We start from the raw sequence: 15,139 nt of genomic DNA, 5'->3' as shown, positions 1-15,139 counted from the left end.
ATCGTCCTATGCCGCCTGTGAAACAAGCTTCGATGCGCGATTTGTCGCACAATTTTCTTCGCGGTCTGCAATCAGCGCTTCGATCAGCGCCGCACCCGCCACCGGTTTGGCGATCACCCGTTTCACGCCCGTAGTCGCCAGCGCGGCGAGCGTCGCCCCGTCCGGCTTCGCCCACAAAACCGCCGTTCGCGCATTTTTCGCCGATGCCGCCGTGACGAGATCGGCCAAGACCGCGACGGCATCTTCGCCCGCCGCTTTCAGCGTGGCTTCTTCGGCAAGCAGGACAAAGGCCTGTCCTTCCGAAATCGCGGCCAGCGCTTCTTCCGGCGACGCGGCAAACTGAACATCGTCGAACTTCGGTGCAAGCAATGTGCGCAGCATGCCGCGCGCAATCGGGTTGCGATCGAGCACCACGATCGACTCGCCCACGCCCTCAACCGGCGCGCTAGCGGCAGGGGCGGTCGCTTCGATCAGCGGCAGATCGACGATAAAGGTCGTCCCCTCGCCTTCGACGCTGCGTACCGACACCTCGCCGCCCAGTGCGATTGCGAGGTTGCGCACGATCGCCAGACCCAGCCCGGTTCCACCGAATTTGCGCGTCGTACCGGCATCGACCTGACGGAAGGATTCGAAGATTTCGTCATGCTTGTCCGCCGGAATGCCGATCCCGGAATCCGAAACCGCGATGCGCAGACGACCGTCCGCACCGTCGACCGCGACCCCGACCTGCCCGCTCTCGGTGAATTTGAGCGCGTTGGACAGCAGGTTGAACAGCATCTGCCGCAACCGTCCGGCATCGGTTTCGACCCAGCGCGGCGCGGCACTCAGGTCGAGGGTGAAGCCCAGTCCCTTGCCGCGCGCCTGCTCGTCCCACATCCGCGTCACGTCCTTCAACGTGTCGTGCAGGTCGGTGGCCGCCATTTCGACCGTCAGATTGCCGGTCTCCATCTTCGCCACGTCGAGGATATCATCGACCAGCGCGCGCATCGTCATCCCCGCGCCATGGACGATGCTCAGCCGGTCGCGCGTTTCATCGCGCATCGCGGGATCTCGCAGCATGATCTGCGTCATCCCTAGGATGCCGTTCAACGGCGTGCGGATTTCGTGGCTGGTCGTCGCCAGGAATTCGGTCTTCGCCTTCAGCGCTTTTTCGAGCGCGGTGTTGGTCTGGTTGAGTTCGATATTGGCATCGCGCACCTGATTGCGGCTGCGCCGGATCGTGAACAGGCCGATGCTCAGCAACGTGATGATGATGAGCGTCGCGCCGCCCAGCCCGATGAAGATCGTGCGTTGGAACTCGGCTGAGCGTCGCAGCTCTTCGGCCTTCAGATTGGCGATCCGCAATTCCTGGCCCGCAAAGTCGAACCGCGCCGCCATCAGCGCCATGTTGGTCGATGTCGCCAGCTGTGCTGCATCGTCGCCCAGCTTGCGCACGCGCTCCAGATGCGGAAGCGCTTTCGCCCCTTCGCCAAGCTCACGATAGATGCTGTACGCCGTCAGATGCGCGTCCCGATAGGCGATCGGTGTATTGGCAAGATCGACCCCGGCAAAGCTGCGCTCGATCAGCGAGCGCGCCTGGGTAAGGCGTCCGCGAGCGAGTGCCGAGCCGGCGGAGATTGCCAGAAGCTGCGACTCCGCGCCGCCGCCGGCGCTGCCCCGACGCACGATCGCCAGCGCTTCGCTGATGAGCGCGTCCGCTGGATCATATTTCTGTTCCAGCACCAGCGAGCGCGCCAGATTGGTCAGGATCGGCGGCAACAGCGATTCGCTGCGCAGGCTGCGCGCGACCGTCAGCGCCTGTTGATATTGCGCCGACGCCGCAGCATTGCGCTCCAGCCGGATCAGGACATTGCCGCGATTATTGTACAGGAACAGCAACAGCCGCGGATCGCCCTCGTAAATCTCGGCTGCCTGTTTAAAATATTTGTCCGCGCTGACCAGATCGTTGGCCTCGGTGTAGAGGTTGGCGATGGTTTGCAGCGCGATCGACTGGCTGCGCTTTTCGCCAACCTGTCCGAATATCTGGAACGCTTCCTGCAACGACGCGAGCGCCTCGGCCGGGCGGTTCTGCTCATGCTGGACACCGGCCCGGGCGAGCAACAGGTCGCCGCGCAATTTGCTGGGTTCCGGATTTCCGCCGATCAGTTTCAACGCGCGTGCTATGCGCGGTGCCGCAGCCTTGGCATCGCGTGAGCGGATCAGCGCCTCGCTTTGCAGCCACAATGCGGTCGCGGCCACCGTGGCGCGGGTCGGCGCATCGGGAATCGCCGCCGCGCGCTGCTCCGCATCGGTGGCCAGCCGCAACGCTTCGGCCGGCTCGGTCATCATCGTCGCCTTGGCGCGATCGATCAGCGTATCGGCCGCCTTTTGCTGCGCGGCGGCGGGTACGGCAAAACCGAGGGCACAGGCAATGCCGATCGTCAGGAACAGACCGCGCATCAAACGCTCTTGCGCCAGAATCCTTCCGGACGCGCGAAGCTGGGGCGCATGGCCGATGCCGCCTTGTGCCCTTCGTCGTCCAGAAAGCGGATAAATGCGTCGAGCGCGATCGGACGGCTAATCAGATAGCCCTGAACCATGTCGCAGCCCATCACGCTGAGCAACGCCAGCGCGGCCGGGGTTTCGACCCCTTCGGCGGTCACTTCCATCTCCAGCGCGTGCGCCAGATCGATGGTCGAACGCACGATCAGCGGATCGCGGTTGCTCGACGTCAGCTGCATCACGAACATCTTGTCGATCTTCAGCTCGGTCGCGGGCAATTGCTTGAGATAGGCCAGCGACGACAGCCCTGCGCCGTAATCGTCGATCGCCAGCGGAATGCCGATGTCGGAAAACATGTTTAGATGCCGGATCGCGCACTCGGGATCGCGGATAACGGCGGTCTCGGTGATCTCGAATCCGATCTTCGCGCCCGAATCGGTCACGATACGGCATGCTTCCGCGACGAAAGCGGTGTCAGCCAGCAACACGCCCGAAATGTTGATGAATACCGGCATGTCGTGGCCGTGCGCGGTCATCACCTGTTGATCGGCAATCACCTGCCGCAGCGTCCACAAGGTCAGGCCCGAAATCTCGCCGCTCTCTTCCGCCGCGGAAATGAAATCGCCGGGCAGGATCAGGCCGCGCAGCGGGTGCCGCCAGCGCACCAACGCCTCGCACCCGACGATCTTCTCCTTCCGGACGTTCACTTTCGGCTGATATTGCAGGAACAGCTGGCCCGATGTGATCGCACGCGGCAGTTCGCGCATCAACGCCATACGATCGAACGCCACATCGGTGCGCGACAGATCGAGCGTTACGACCCGTGTTTCCGCGCGTGCCTGCTCCAGCGCCGATTCGGCGGCTTCGGTTAGGCGAACCTCGTCATTGTCGCCCGCCGGGGCTGCGGCGATGCCCCAGCGCAGCTGGATCAAATGACGCTCGCCATCCAGATCGAGCGTGCGGGAAAAGGCGCGGCACAGCCGTTCGACATTCTCGGTCGCCTGCTCAACCGACTCGGCCTCGAACGACAGTTCGAGCAGTGACCGTCCGGCGACCGACAATCGCATATCGGGCTGGATGGCGCTGACGCGGTCCGAGACATCGCGCACCAGCGTGTCGGCGCGCGGGCGACCGAGATGCCGCCGCAGCGATTGAAAGTTGACGATTTCACAAAGGGTTATGACTCGCCACGCGGTGGGCGACGCAACCTCGTTCGACCTGCGGGTAGCGCCCTTTGCCGAACCGCGCGACACCGGGAGCGAGATGGGTGCGTCCGCTCGAATCGACGCGCGATGCGCAACGCGCCCTCGCGTTCCGCGGTACGGATCCGGTCCAGCTGCGGGTTCGAGGCGCTCCGACATGACACCGCGATAGCCTGCACTCTTGAAGGAACCCTTAAGGACGAAACGACCGAGCCGGGGAACCGTGCGCCAACCGATGGTAAAGGATTGATTCATGATTAATTTTGGTTTAACCAAATTGGGTGCGGTCTTTGCGCACAATGGGAGAATATCTGATGTTCGCGTTTCTTTTGCGGGAAGCCTACGGCGAGTCGCTTCGCCCCTGGTAACCAGTTCCTAGCCCGGACCGGCGCCATCACGATTTCGTGATGCTGCTTTGTCCGGGCTACCATTTCCAGAATACCGCGCGCGCACTTCTACTGAAGCTGCGCGCTTTTTCATGTCCTGCGTTGTGGCATCCGCGCCATACACTTGCCGTCAACCCGGCTTTGGGTAAGAGCGCACTCTCTTCGATCGAAAGGGCTTTGGCGTGCGCATTGCGATGATCGGCACCGGCTATGTAGGCTTGGTGTCCGGGGCGTGTTTCTCCGATTTCGGGCATGACGTCGTTTGCGTCGACAAGGACGCGCGCAAGATCGAGTTGCTGCATCAAAATGTGATGCCGATCTATGAGCCGGGCCTGGCCGAACTGGTCGCGTCGAACGTCCGTTCGGGCCGACTGTCCTTCACCACCGATCTGGCCGAGGGGGTCAAGGGTGTCGATGCCGTGTTCATCGCCGTCGGCACGCCCAGCCGTCGCGGTGATGGCCATGCCGACCTTTCCTATGTCTTCGCCGCCGCGGAAGAGATCGTCGCCGCGCTCGAAGGCCCTGCCGTGATCGTCACCAAATCGACCGTCCCGGTCGGCACCGGCGACGAGGTCGAGCGGATCGTGGCGCGGATCGCGCCGGACAAGGGGATCAAGGTCGTCTCCAACCCCGAATTCCTGCGCGAGGGCGCGGCGATCGAGGACTTCAAGCGCCCCGACCGCGTCGTCATCGGCAGTGAGGACGACGGCGCGAGCCAGGTCATGCGCGACATCTATCGCCCGCTCTCGCTCAACCAGTCGGCCCCGCTCGTCTTCACCGGCCGCCGCACTGCCGAACTCATCAAATACGCTGCCAACGCCTTTCTCGCGGTCAAGATCACCTTCATCAACGAGATCGCCGACCTGTGCGAACAGGTTGGCGCGGACGTGCAGGAGGTGTCGCGCGGCATCGGCATGGACAATCGCATCGGCCGCAAGTTCCTCAACGCCGGTCCCGGCTATGGCGGATCGTGCTTTCCGAAGGACACGCTGGCGCTCCTCAAGACCGCCGACGATGCCGAATCGCCGCTGCGCATCGTCGAGGCAACGGTGCAGGTGAATGAGAGCCGCAAGCGCGCGATGGGTCGCAAGGTCATCAAGGCGATGGGCGGCGAAGTCCGTGACAAGACCGTCGCCATCCTCGGCCTGACCTTCAAGCCCAATACCGACGATATGCGCGACGCGCCGTCGATCGCGGTGATCCAAACGCTGCAGGATGCCGGGGCGATCGTAAAAGCTTACGATCCCGAGGGTATCGAGCAGGCAAAGCTGGTGCTGAAGGATGTCGAGTTCTGCGCCAGCCCCTATGCCGCCGCCGAAGGAGCAGACGCGCTGGTCATCGTGACCGAATGGGACGAATTCCGCGCGCTCGACCTGCCACGCATGGCCCGGACGCTGGCGACACCGCTGCTGATCGACCTGCGCAATATCTATACCGATGCGGAGGCCGGACGCGCCGGGTTCGAGCTGGTCGGGATCGGCAAGCCGCGCCGCGAACCGACCATCTGACCGACTTCGTCTGTCCCCAAGTTGCAAGATTTGCACTGTATTGGAACCCTGACGTCGGGTTAGGATCGGTTCCGAAATGAAGATCGTTCAGATCATCCGCTGCGCATTTGGGCAGCATGAGCGCGACCGTTCCACGGTCGTCAGCGACAGCACGTGGCACCGCGCGCGATGCGTAGGGTGCCGCGCGCCGATGGTCAAACGCTCCACCGGGTGGGAGCTCGATCGCCAGGACGCCGCCTGACTCGACTGAGTTCGCGTGTTCGCATGGGGCCAATGTCGATCCGCCCTAAACTTTATCTAGATCGCAGCACCCGCTTCGTGTGACTAGATCGGCCGCCATGCAGTCGCTTACCCATCTCGCCCGGCTCGAGGCCGAGAGCATCCATATCATGCGTGAAGTCGTAGCCGAGGCCGAGCGCCCGGTGATGCTCTATTCGGTCGGCAAGGACAGCGCGGTGATGCTGCACCTGGCGAAGAAGGCGTTCTTTCCCGCCCCACCCCCCTTCCCGCTGCTCCATGTCGATACGACGTGGAAGTTCCGCGACATGTACACGCTGCGCGACCGTGCCGCCACCGAGGCAGGCATGGAACTGCTCGTCTATCAAAACCCCGAGGCCAAGGCGCGCGGCATAAACCCGTTCGATCATGGCGGGCTGCACACCGACATGTGGAAGACCGAGGGCCTGAAGCAGGCGCTCGACAAATACGGCTTCGACGCCGCGTTCGGGGGCGCGCGGCGCGACGAGGAGAAGAGTCGCGCGAAGGAGCGCGTGTTCAGCTTCCGCTCGGCCAGCCATCGCTGGGACCCCAAGGCGCAGCGCCCGGAATTGTGGCGGCTGTACAACGCGCGCAAGGCCAAGGGCGAGAGCATGCGCGTCTTCCCGATCAGCAACTGGACCGAACTCGACATCTGGCAATATATCCGCGCCGAGGGGATCGAGATCGTGCCGCTCTATTTTGCGGCCCCCCGCCCCACCGTGGTGCGCGACGGGTTGACGATCATGGTCGATGACGAGCGCTTCCCGCTGAACGGGGAAGTCCCCGTCGAGCGCTCGATCCGTTTTCGCACGCTCGGCTGTTATCCGCTGACCGGCGCGGTCGAGAGCGAGGCTGCAACGCTGGACGACGTGATTCAGGAAATGCTGTTGACCACCACCAGCGAACGCCAAGGCCGCGCGATCGACCACGACCAGTCGGGCAGCATGGAGAAGAAGAAGCAGGAGGGTTACTTCTGATGACCTCCTCCTACCGTCCAGACGAGCTGATCGCGTCCGACATCGGCGCGTATCTGGCGCAGCATCAGTCGAAGTCGCTGCTCCGTTTCATTACCTGCGGCAGCGTCGACGACGGCAAGTCCACGCTGATCGGCCGTCTGCTCTATGACTCGAAACAGATTTTCGAGGATCAACTGGCCGCGCTCGAATCCGACAGCAAGCGGGTCGGCACGCAAGGGCAGGAAATCGACTTCGCCCTGCTGGTCGACGGCCTCGCCGCCGAGCGCGAACAGGGTATCACGATCGACGTCGCCTATCGCTTCTTCGCCACCGAAAAACGCAAGTTCATCGTCGCCGACACGCCGGGCCACGAACAATATACCCGCAACATGGTCACCGGCGCATCGACCGCCGACCTCGCCGTCATCCTGATCGACGCGCGCAAGGGCGTGTTGACCCAAACCCGCCGCCACAGCTTCCTCGCCCATCTGATCGGCATCCGTCACATCGTGCTGGCGGTGAACAAGATGGATCTGGTCGGCTATTCGCAGGAGATTTTCGACAGCATCGTCGCCGATTATTGCGAATTCGCCACGAGCATCGGCATCGACAAATTCACCGCGATCCCGATCTCCGGATTCAAGGGCGATAATATCACCGCACCCAGCGGCAACACCGACTGGTACACCGGCCCCGCGCTGATTGAGCATCTCGAAACCGTGCCCGTAGCCGACGGCGAAGCGCGCCCGTTCCGCATGCCAGTGCAATGGGTCAACCGCCCCAATCTCGACTTTCGCGGCTTTGCGGGCACCATCGCCAGCGGTTCGGTCAAACCCGGCGACGCCGTTCGCATTCTGCCCTCGGGCCGCACCTCCACCGCCGCGCGCATCGTCACCTATGACGGCGACCTGACTGAGGCGGGCCGCGACCAGTCGGTCACCCTGACCCTGTCCGACGAAGTCGATTGCTCGCGCGGCGACGTCATCGTCGCGGCGGGGGATGCGCCGCAAGTCGCCGACCAGTTCAGCGCCACCATCGTGTGGATGGACGCGACCCCATTGCTGCCCGGTCGCAGCTATTGGCTGAAACTCGGCACGCAGACCGTCAGCGCGACGATCCGCGAGCCGGAGCATATTATCGACGTCAATACTTTGGCAAAGCTATCGGCCAAGACGCTGAACCTCAACGATATCGGCATCGCCGAAGTCGCCACCGATCGCGGTATCGTGTTCGAATCCTATATCGACAATCACGATCTTGGCGGGTTCATCCTGATCGACAAGCTGACCAACGCGACCGTCGCGGCCGGCATGATCGACCGCGCGCTCCGCCGTGCGCAGAACGTCCACTGGCAGGCGGTCGAAATCACACGCGAAGCGCATGCCGCGCAAAAGGGCCAGCAACCGCGCCTGCTCTGGTTCACCGGCCTGTCCGGCTCGGGCAAGTCGACCATCGCCAATCTGGTCGAAAAACGGCTACATACGCTCGGCAAGCACAGCTTCCTGCTCGACGGCGACAATGTTCGCCATGGTCTGAACCGCGACCTCAGCTTCAGCGATGCCGACCGCGTCGAGAATATCCGCCGCGTCGGCGAAGTCGCGCGGCTCATGACGGATGCCGGCCTGATCGTCCTCACCGCCTTCATCTCCCCCTTCCGCGCCGAACGCGAAATGGTGCGTCAGATCATGCCGGAGGGCGAGTTCTTCGAGATCTTCATCGACACCCCGCTGGAAGAAGCGGAGCGCCGCGACGTGAAGGGCCTGTATAAAAAAGCGCGCGCCGGGGAGATCGCCAATTTTACCGGCATTTCCAGCCCTTACGAAGCGCCGCTGAACCCCGAGATTCGCATCGACACCACCCGGATTACGCCCGAACAGGCGGCGGAGCAGATCGTAGAGGCGATCATGGGTGTGTGGTCCCCCACGCTGTGAGCCTGTTGGACGACGCCCGCCTTGCCCGCGCCATTGCCGATGCGGCGGGCGAACTGCTGCTGCGCGTTCAGACGGAGGGCGCAGACGGTGATCGGGGCGATCGGGAGGCGAACCGACTGATCCTTGACATGCTTCACGACGCGCGGCCCGACGATCCGATCCTGTCTGAGGAATCCGCCGACGACCCAGTTCGCCTGATCGCGCGCCGCGTGTGGATCGTCGATCCGCTGGACGGTACGCGCGAATTTGCCGAGGGGCGCGAGGATTGGGCGGTGCATATCGCGCTGGCCATCGACGGCGCACCGGCGGTCGGTGCGGTGGCGCTGCCGCGTCGGGGCATCACGCTTTCGACCGATGCCCCGCCCCCGCTCCGGCCTGCCGTTAGTCCGCCGCGCATGCTCGTCAGCCGATCGCGCCCGAGCAAACTCTGCGCGTCGGTTTCCAGAACCTTGCCCGCCGACACCATCGGCATGGGATCGGCGGGCGCAAAGGCGATGGCAGTGGTTTTGGGCGAGGCCGAAATCTACCTCCATTCCGGCGGCCAGCATCAATGGGACAATTGCGCCCCCGCCGCCGTCGCGCTCGCCGCCGGTCTTCACGCCTCGCGCATCGACGGCTCGCCGCTCGTCTATAACGAAGAACCGACCAGCATTCCCGACCTGCTGATCTGTCGCCGTGAACTCGCGGAATCGGTCCTTGAACTGGTTGCGAGTCACGAAAAATGACTCGAAGCGACTCGTGGATTCACCACGAGTCGCGCTTTGACGAACCCTGATAAACAAGGTAAACGGCTCCTTCATGCAGGGGGCATAATGACCGGCGATATCTGGTTCCTGATTGCGATGAGCTTCAGCTTCGCCGCCTATGGAGTCTATCTGCTCGGTCTGCGCCGTCAGATCGTTCAGCCCAATCGCGCATCCTGGCTGATCTGGAGCGCGTCGGCGGCCGCGGAGGCGCTAACCTATCACGCGGTTAACCCCGGCGCGCCGCAAAGCTGGGTATTCCTGCTCTCCGCCATCTGCTGCATCTTCGTAACGCTAGCACTCTGGCGGCGCTCGAACTGGGCCTCGCCGACCACCACCGAGGCTTTGTGCATGGCTGCGTGCCTGATCGCATTGCTGATCTGGGTGGCGTTCCGCGAGACCTTCTGGGCGCATATGCTGGTCGTCGCCGCCGTGCCGGTCAGCTTCTGGCCGACCTGGGCCAGCGTGTGGAAGGACCGCAGCCGCGAACGCTCGCCCGCCTGGGGACTGTGGACGCTGGGCGACCTCGCCACGTTGCTGGTCGCCGTGCGCGCGGGCGGCGGCGGGGCCGATGAGTTTACCTACATTTTCGTCGAACTCGCCTGTCACGCCAGCATCTGGTTCATGATCGGGCTGACCACAATCAACCCGCTGCGCTCGCTCGGCTGGAAACGCGGCGGTTTCCTCGTGCTTGATCGCTATCGCCCGTCACGCAATTTGTTCGCGGTCGGTGAGAACCATCTCGGCAAGGCGGTGTATGCCACCTGTCGCTTCGCCGAGGGGGCGGAGTTGATGCGCTTCACCGGACGGCGTTTCCACACGGATGAAATCCCCAGCCTGATGCGCGGCAGCGACGACCGCTTCGTTCAGGTCACGCCTGACCATTATATGGGGCCGTCCGGCCAGCTCGACGATCTCGTCAACCACAGCTGCGATCCCAATGCCGGACTGCGCTTCACCGAGGACGGGGTGATCCTCGTCGCAATCCGCCCGATCGCCAGCGGCGACGAGGTGACATGGGATTATTCAACCACCCTCGCGCAATCCAACTGGCATATGATCTGCCAGTGCCGCAGCGACAAATGCCGCCGCGTTATCGGCAATTTCGACACGCTGGAGCCAGTCGAACAGGAATATTTCCGCGCCCGCAATCTCGTCGCACCGTACCTGCGGCGTAGTGACCCGGTGCCGGTGCGCAAGGTCGGTTGGGGGCGTTAGGGCGCGGGCGGTAACGGCTCACGCAGCGCTTTGCGCGGCGCGTTGAGTTCTCGGTCCATATCGGCGGCGATCGCCTTTGAATCCGCATCCGGTTTCGATCGCAGCACATCACGGCGCGCTGCAAGCCGCGCCTTGCGCAAATGCTTTGGAAGGGCAGCGATCGCCACATATTCCCGAACCGCCTTGACCCAGCGCGCATCGAATGCAGACACATCTTCAGCCGTGCGTGCGAACGGGTAGTTGAGCGCCTCCAACCTCCCCCCTTTTGGGTTCAGGAACAGCAGAAGCGTCATTCCTTTGGCAAAGACATAGCGATTGCAGCCGCCGTCGAAGGCATCGGGATTGGCCTCAGCCAGTTCCGCAGGATCGCTGCGTGTCGCTTTAGCAGCGCGCGTTTCGAGCCAGCCCGGCATCTGGATCTGCTTGGGCAGTGCACTACCTTTCAACAGCAGCACCGGTGACAGCGTAAGTGGCTGGTCCTTCGCGCGCGGTCCGACAGGAATTCCGCCATCGACCCGCGCCAGAACGATGACAGATGCTGTCTCAGCGAGTTCAAGCGTCGTCGGAATGCGATAGCCGGGCACGACCGAACATGCGGCGGCTGGAACTGCAGTGGCCGCAATCGCGGCGGCAAGCGTGAGGCGTAGGATCATTGCGCCACATTAGCGCACATTTCTGAACGCCACAGTGACGAAACCGGTCACGGCTCGACCTTACGCCGCCATCCCCGCCTTCATCGCATCCGACGCCTGCAAATGCAGGATCGCGCGTGCGCCATGCCCAACGCCCTCGCTGCGCAACGTCAGGGTGCCACCCATCGCCACCATCGAATTGGCGCACCAGTGCAGGCCCAGCCCGCCCGATTTATGCGCCCGCGTCGAAAAGCCGCGCTGGAACAGCTGCGGCGCGCCTTCGGGATCGAAGCCTTCGCCATCGTCGCGGATCATCACCTCGACCCCGCCGTCGAGGTCGTGGATGGTCACCGAAATACTGCCCCCGTCCCGGCCCGTTGCAGCGATTGCCTCAGCCGCGTTGGAAAATAGATTGCCGATCACCTGGCTCAGCAGCACGCGGTTCGCCAGCACCCAGTGCGGCTGTGACGGGAAGTTGAACGCGATCGACGCGATCCCCGAATAGCGTGCGATCGTCGCGTTGCGGGCCACCAGATCGGTCACGTCGCAGGTGTCGAGCGGCGGACGCTCATGCGCCTGTTCCTGCTGCCCGCCGATGATCTCCAGCACATTGTGCAGCGCGTCGCGGCCTATCGACAGTTGTTCCTTGCGATCCTCCCGCGCACGCAATTCGCCCTCGAACGCGGCGGCGAGGAAGGCGGCGAGCTTTTGGCGGCGCACCGCCGGAATGCTCTCATCGGCCAGTTCAGCCAGTGCCCGGTCGAGCAGCGCGCGATCCGCCGACGGCCCCTGTGCAAGCCCCTGGCTGAGCACCGTGCTGATCGGATTGAGCGCGTTGCGGACATTGTGCATCACCGCCACCGCGCTTTCGGACTGGCCCAGCTTGAACGACTGTGCCTCGACCTGTTCGCGCAGGTCGCGCAACTGGCTGAGCATCGCGTTGAAGCTGGTCACCAGGCTACCGATCTCGTCCTGTCGCGGCGCCTCCGCCAGCGGCACCAGATTGCCCGATCCGCGCACCACGCCCATATGCCGCTCGACCCGGTTTAGCGGACGCAGCACCAGCCGCACGATCATCATGCTCAGCACCGCCATCACCACAAGCAACAGCAAGGTCGTGCCCCCCACCGCGAGCAACAGCATGTTGCGGCCGAGCGCCGACAGGTCGCGTGGCACCTGATACGTCGCACTCGCCACCGGCAGGCCATCCGCGCCGCGCACGGGCACCGCGACGGCCAGCGTATTCTCGTGCCGCACGACCGTGGCGTCTGGCACCGGATGCGGCACGTCCAGCGTCGCCTTGACCTGAAGCAGTGTCGATAGCTGCGCCGAGGTAATCAGGCGCGCCATGACGACATGCCCGCGCGCGGGTCCGGTGCCGTCGGTGCGGCGCACCTGCGCAATGCCGATGGCGGCGATATGATCGCCCAGCCGGACATAGAAGCTCGCCGAATTGTCCTGTGCCAGCGCCTTGGCGAAATCGATCTTGCCGATCGCATCCAGCAGCCGCGCGCGCATCGCCGGCTGGTCGCGGCCATTGTCGATATTCAGCCAGCGCGCGATCACCACTTTGCCGGCGGGCGTGACATAGGCCATGCCGTTGACGCCCAGATTGACCATCGCGGAGGTGGCGAAACTATCCTCCTCGAACGCGCGGTTGGGCGCGGCCATATAGGTATAGCTCTCGTTCCAGTCGCCATAGTCGCGCACTGACGCCTGGACCTTGGACGCATATTCGGACAGCGCGGCGCGGGTGCGTTCGACATGGCCGTCGACCGCCGCCTGTTCCAGCTGGTCGAATCCGGGCGTGATGACGAGTGCCAGCAACAGTGCCACGGCGCCTGCGCCCAGCAGCCCGATCCCGGTCAGGATCGCAACCAGCTTGGCCCCAAGCGATGCGGGAATGCGGCTACGCAGCCGTGCGAATGCGGCGCGAAGGACTTGCATCAGCCGTGCGTGCCGTTACCCGGCACCGCCGCTTCGACCGCGACGACATCCTCATCGGGTGCCATGAAGCGTTCCTGCGCGACATCGGTCGCCACATCGGCCTCCAGCGGTCGTGCGAGGTAATAGCCCTGATAATGGCTGCATCCGGCGAGCCGCAGCGCTTGCAGATGCGCCTCCGTCTCGACGCCCTCCGCCACCACTTCCATGCCCAGCGCACGGCCAAGATGGATGATCGAATGGACGATCGCGGCGCTCTCCCGCTCGCGGCCCATCCCGTCGATGAAGCTGCGGTCGATCTTGAGGCAATCCAGCGCGAATTTGCGGATATTGTAGAGGCTCGAATAACCCGTGCCGAAATCGTCTAGCGCGATGCGGAACCCCATCTGACGCAACTTGTACAGCGTCTCCGCGGCATGCTCGGCATTGTCGAAGATCGCCGTTTCGGTGATCTCGATCTGCACGCGGCGCGGCTCGATCCCCGCACGCTGCACGCGTTCCACGACATGGCCGACGAAGTTCTGACGGCGAAACTGGCGCGGCGAGAAGTTGACCGAGACATATTGCCCCGGCCATTTCGACAGCATCGTCAGCGCCTCGTCCAGCACCCAGTCGCCCAGCTCGTGGATCAGGTTCGATTCCTCGGCGATGGGAATGAACAGGCCGGGCGAGATATTGCCATATTCCGGGCTGGTCCAGCGCAGCAGCGCCTCGAATGCGACCACTTCCAGTTTGTCGCGCGCAACGATCGGCTGATAGACCAGCCGCAGCTCGCCATTGGCGATCGCCTGGCTCAGCCCACCCTCGATCAGGCGGCGAAAGCGGATCGATTCATCCATGCTCTCATCGAACACGCGCACCACGCCGCGCCCGGATTTCTTGGACTCGTTGAGCGCCAGATCGGCGCGACGCATCACGTCGATCGGATCGTGCTGCATGCCCGGGGGCACGACCACCAGCCCGGCCGAAGCCGATCCCTGCACCGAATGACCGAAAACGGTAAAGGTCGTGGCACAGGCCAGCAGCAACCGCTCGGTCGCAGCCACCGCGTCGCCTTCGCCGGCCACCTTCATCAGCACCGCGAATTCGTCTCCGCCCAGCCGTGCGACAAAGCCGCCCGGCGGCACCGCGCCCTCGATCTTGTCGCACACCATGCGGATCAGCTCGTCGCCAGCCAGATGGCCGAACGTGTCGTTGACCAGCTTGAACCGGTCGAGATCCATCATCGCCATCGCAAAGGTTTCGGGGCCGCGCACGTAATCGGTCAGCGCACGCATGAAGGCCAAGCGATTGGGCGCATCGGTGAGGCTGTCGTGATTGGCGAGGTGCGTGGCCTTGCTCTCGTTCGCGGCCAGCTCGGCCTTCTGCTCCCGCAACAACACCATCGCCTCCGCCAGCTCGCGGTCGACCTGCCAGCGATGGCTCAGCGCGGTCGCGGTCTGCACGACCTCTTCGGCCTGAAACGGCTTGGCGATGTAGAATATCTTGTCGGCGGGACCGGCCGCGCGGCTGATCTCGATCGGGGAGAAGTCGGAAAAGCCAGTGACGATGACCAGATTGATGTCGGGATCGAGCGCGCGGATGCGCTTCGCCGTCTCCTTGCCGTCAATACCCGGTGGCATGCGCACGTCGATGAATGCGACCGCGAACCGCTCGCCGCTCTTCAGCGACGCGGCAACCGCCTCGACGCCGTCCAGCCCCTGCATGCAGTGTTTCGCGTTGAATTCGATCGCTTCGTCCGCGACGGCGACAGGCTCATCGTCGCCGAACAGCTCCGCTGCCATCGCGTCTAACGCGGCACCGCCCCCGCCGCCGCGCTGCTTGAAGCACTGGCGATAGGATTCGTGCATGCCCGGCTCGTCGTCCACGATCAGAATGCG

11 protein-coding genes are annotated in these 15,139 nt (G+C 63.9%); 6 read left to right on the top strand and 5 right to left on the bottom strand.

The genetic code is table 11. The features are described 5' to 3' along the window. Positions 1 to 6: 6 nt before the first annotated feature. Together U1702_RS03480 and U1702_RS03475 are read right to left on the bottom strand one after the other, a co-directional pair. Positions 7 to 2,439: an ATP-binding protein gene (locus U1702_RS03480; RefSeq protein ID WP_332722084.1), complete on the bottom strand. Its 2,433-nt coding sequence runs from the start codon at positions 2,437 to 2,439 to the stop codon at positions 7 to 9. After that, the gene (locus U1702_RS03475) at positions 2,439 to 3,734 is read right to left on the bottom strand and encodes a putative bifunctional diguanylate cyclase/phosphodiesterase (RefSeq protein WP_443026799.1); all 1,296 of its coding nucleotides are present in this window, start codon (positions 3,732 to 3,734) and stop codon (positions 2,439 to 2,441) included. The genes U1702_RS03480 and U1702_RS03475 overlap by 1 nt, the downstream gene beginning before the upstream one ends. A 517-nt stretch (positions 3,735 to 4,251) precedes the next feature. Between U1702_RS03475 and U1702_RS03470 the strand changes: the two genes are divergently transcribed. From U1702_RS03470 to U1702_RS03445, 6 genes are all read left to right on the top strand, one after another. After that, on the top strand, positions 4,252 to 5,577 hold the full coding sequence (locus U1702_RS03470) for a UDP-glucose dehydrogenase family protein (protein ID WP_332722080.1): 1,326 nt from the start codon (positions 4,252 to 4,254) through the stop codon (positions 5,575 to 5,577). Positions 5,578 to 5,653: 76 nt separating this feature from the next. After that, entirely contained in the window at positions 5,654 to 5,818 is a 165-nt protein-coding gene (locus tag U1702_RS03465; protein ID WP_332722079.1) for a hypothetical protein, read from the top strand. Positions 5,819 to 5,915: 97 nt separating this feature from the next. Further along, complete coding sequence (gene cysD / locus U1702_RS03460; protein WP_332722078.1) at positions 5,916 to 6,812, top strand: sulfate adenylyltransferase subunit CysD; 897 nt, start codon at positions 5,916 to 5,918, stop codon at positions 6,810 to 6,812. Continuing rightward, entirely contained in the window at positions 6,812 to 8,722 is a 1,911-nt protein-coding gene (gene cysN, locus U1702_RS03455; RefSeq protein WP_332722076.1) for a sulfate adenylyltransferase subunit CysN, read from the top strand. Before cysD ends, cysN begins: the two co-directional genes overlap by 1 nt. Next, on the top strand, positions 8,719 to 9,447 hold the full coding sequence (locus U1702_RS03450) for a 3'(2'),5'-bisphosphate nucleotidase CysQ (RefSeq protein WP_332722074.1): 729 nt from the start codon (positions 8,719 to 8,721) through the stop codon (positions 9,445 to 9,447). Before cysN ends, U1702_RS03450 begins: the two co-directional genes overlap by 4 nt. An 87-nt stretch (positions 9,448 to 9,534) precedes the next feature. Further along, a complete protein-coding gene (locus tag U1702_RS03445; RefSeq protein ID WP_332722072.1) occupies positions 9,535 to 10,683 on the top strand; it encodes an SET domain-containing protein-lysine N-methyltransferase in 1,149 nt (382 codons plus the stop codon). Here the strand turns inward: U1702_RS03445 and U1702_RS03440 are convergent. The 3 genes from U1702_RS03440 to U1702_RS03430 form a co-directional block, all read right to left on the bottom strand. Then, entirely contained in the window at positions 10,680 to 11,267 is a 588-nt protein-coding gene (locus tag U1702_RS03440) for a hypothetical protein (protein WP_332722070.1), read from the bottom strand. The genes U1702_RS03445 and U1702_RS03440 overlap by 4 nt on opposite strands. Before the next feature lie 129 nt (positions 11,268 to 11,396). Then, positions 11,397 to 13,262 (bottom strand): sensor histidine kinase, encoded by a 1,866-nt coding sequence (locus U1702_RS03435; protein WP_332722069.1) that lies wholly within the window; start codon positions 13,260 to 13,262, stop codon positions 11,397 to 11,399. Further along, a complete protein-coding gene (locus U1702_RS03430) occupies positions 13,262 to 15,109 on the bottom strand; it encodes a two-component system response regulator (RefSeq protein WP_332724553.1) in 1,848 nt (615 codons plus the stop codon). Before U1702_RS03430 ends, U1702_RS03435 begins: the two co-directional genes overlap by 1 nt. Positions 15,110 to 15,139: the final 30 nt, after the last annotated feature.

This window comes from Sphingomonas sp. LT1P40, assembly GCF_036663835.1.
GTDB lineage: Bacteria > Pseudomonadota > Alphaproteobacteria > Sphingomonadales > Sphingomonadaceae > Sphingomonas.
The sequence above is the reverse complement of the archived record's forward strand: the minus strand, read 5'-3'. Positions and strand labels throughout refer to the sequence as shown.

Excerpts from the sequence above, each read along its gene's own strand:
- U1702_RS03480 (WP_332722084.1), bottom strand. The coding sequence starts at position 2,439 with ATGCGCGGTCTGTTCCTGACGATCGGCATTGCCTGTGCCCTCGGTTTT.
- U1702_RS03465 (WP_332722079.1), top strand. The coding sequence starts at position 5,654 with ATGAAGATCGTTCAGATCATCCGCTGCGCATTTGGGCAGCATGAGCGC.
- cysD (WP_332722078.1), top strand. The coding sequence starts at position 5,916 with ATGCAGTCGCTTACCCATCTCGCCCGGCTCGAGGCCGAGAGCATCCAT.
- cysN (WP_332722076.1), top strand. The coding sequence starts at position 6,812 with ATGACCTCCTCCTACCGTCCAGACGAGCTGATCGCGTCCGACATCGGC.
- U1702_RS03445 (WP_332722072.1), top strand. The coding sequence starts at position 9,535 with ATGACCGGCGATATCTGGTTCCTGATTGCGATGAGCTTCAGCTTCGCC.
- U1702_RS03435 (WP_332722069.1), bottom strand. The coding sequence starts at position 13,262 with ATGCAAGTCCTTCGCGCCGCATTCGCACGGCTGCGTAGCCGCATTCCC.
- U1702_RS03430 (WP_332724553.1), bottom strand. The coding sequence starts at position 15,109 with ATGCACGAATCCTATCGCCAGTGCTTCAAGCAGCGCGGCGGCGGGGGC.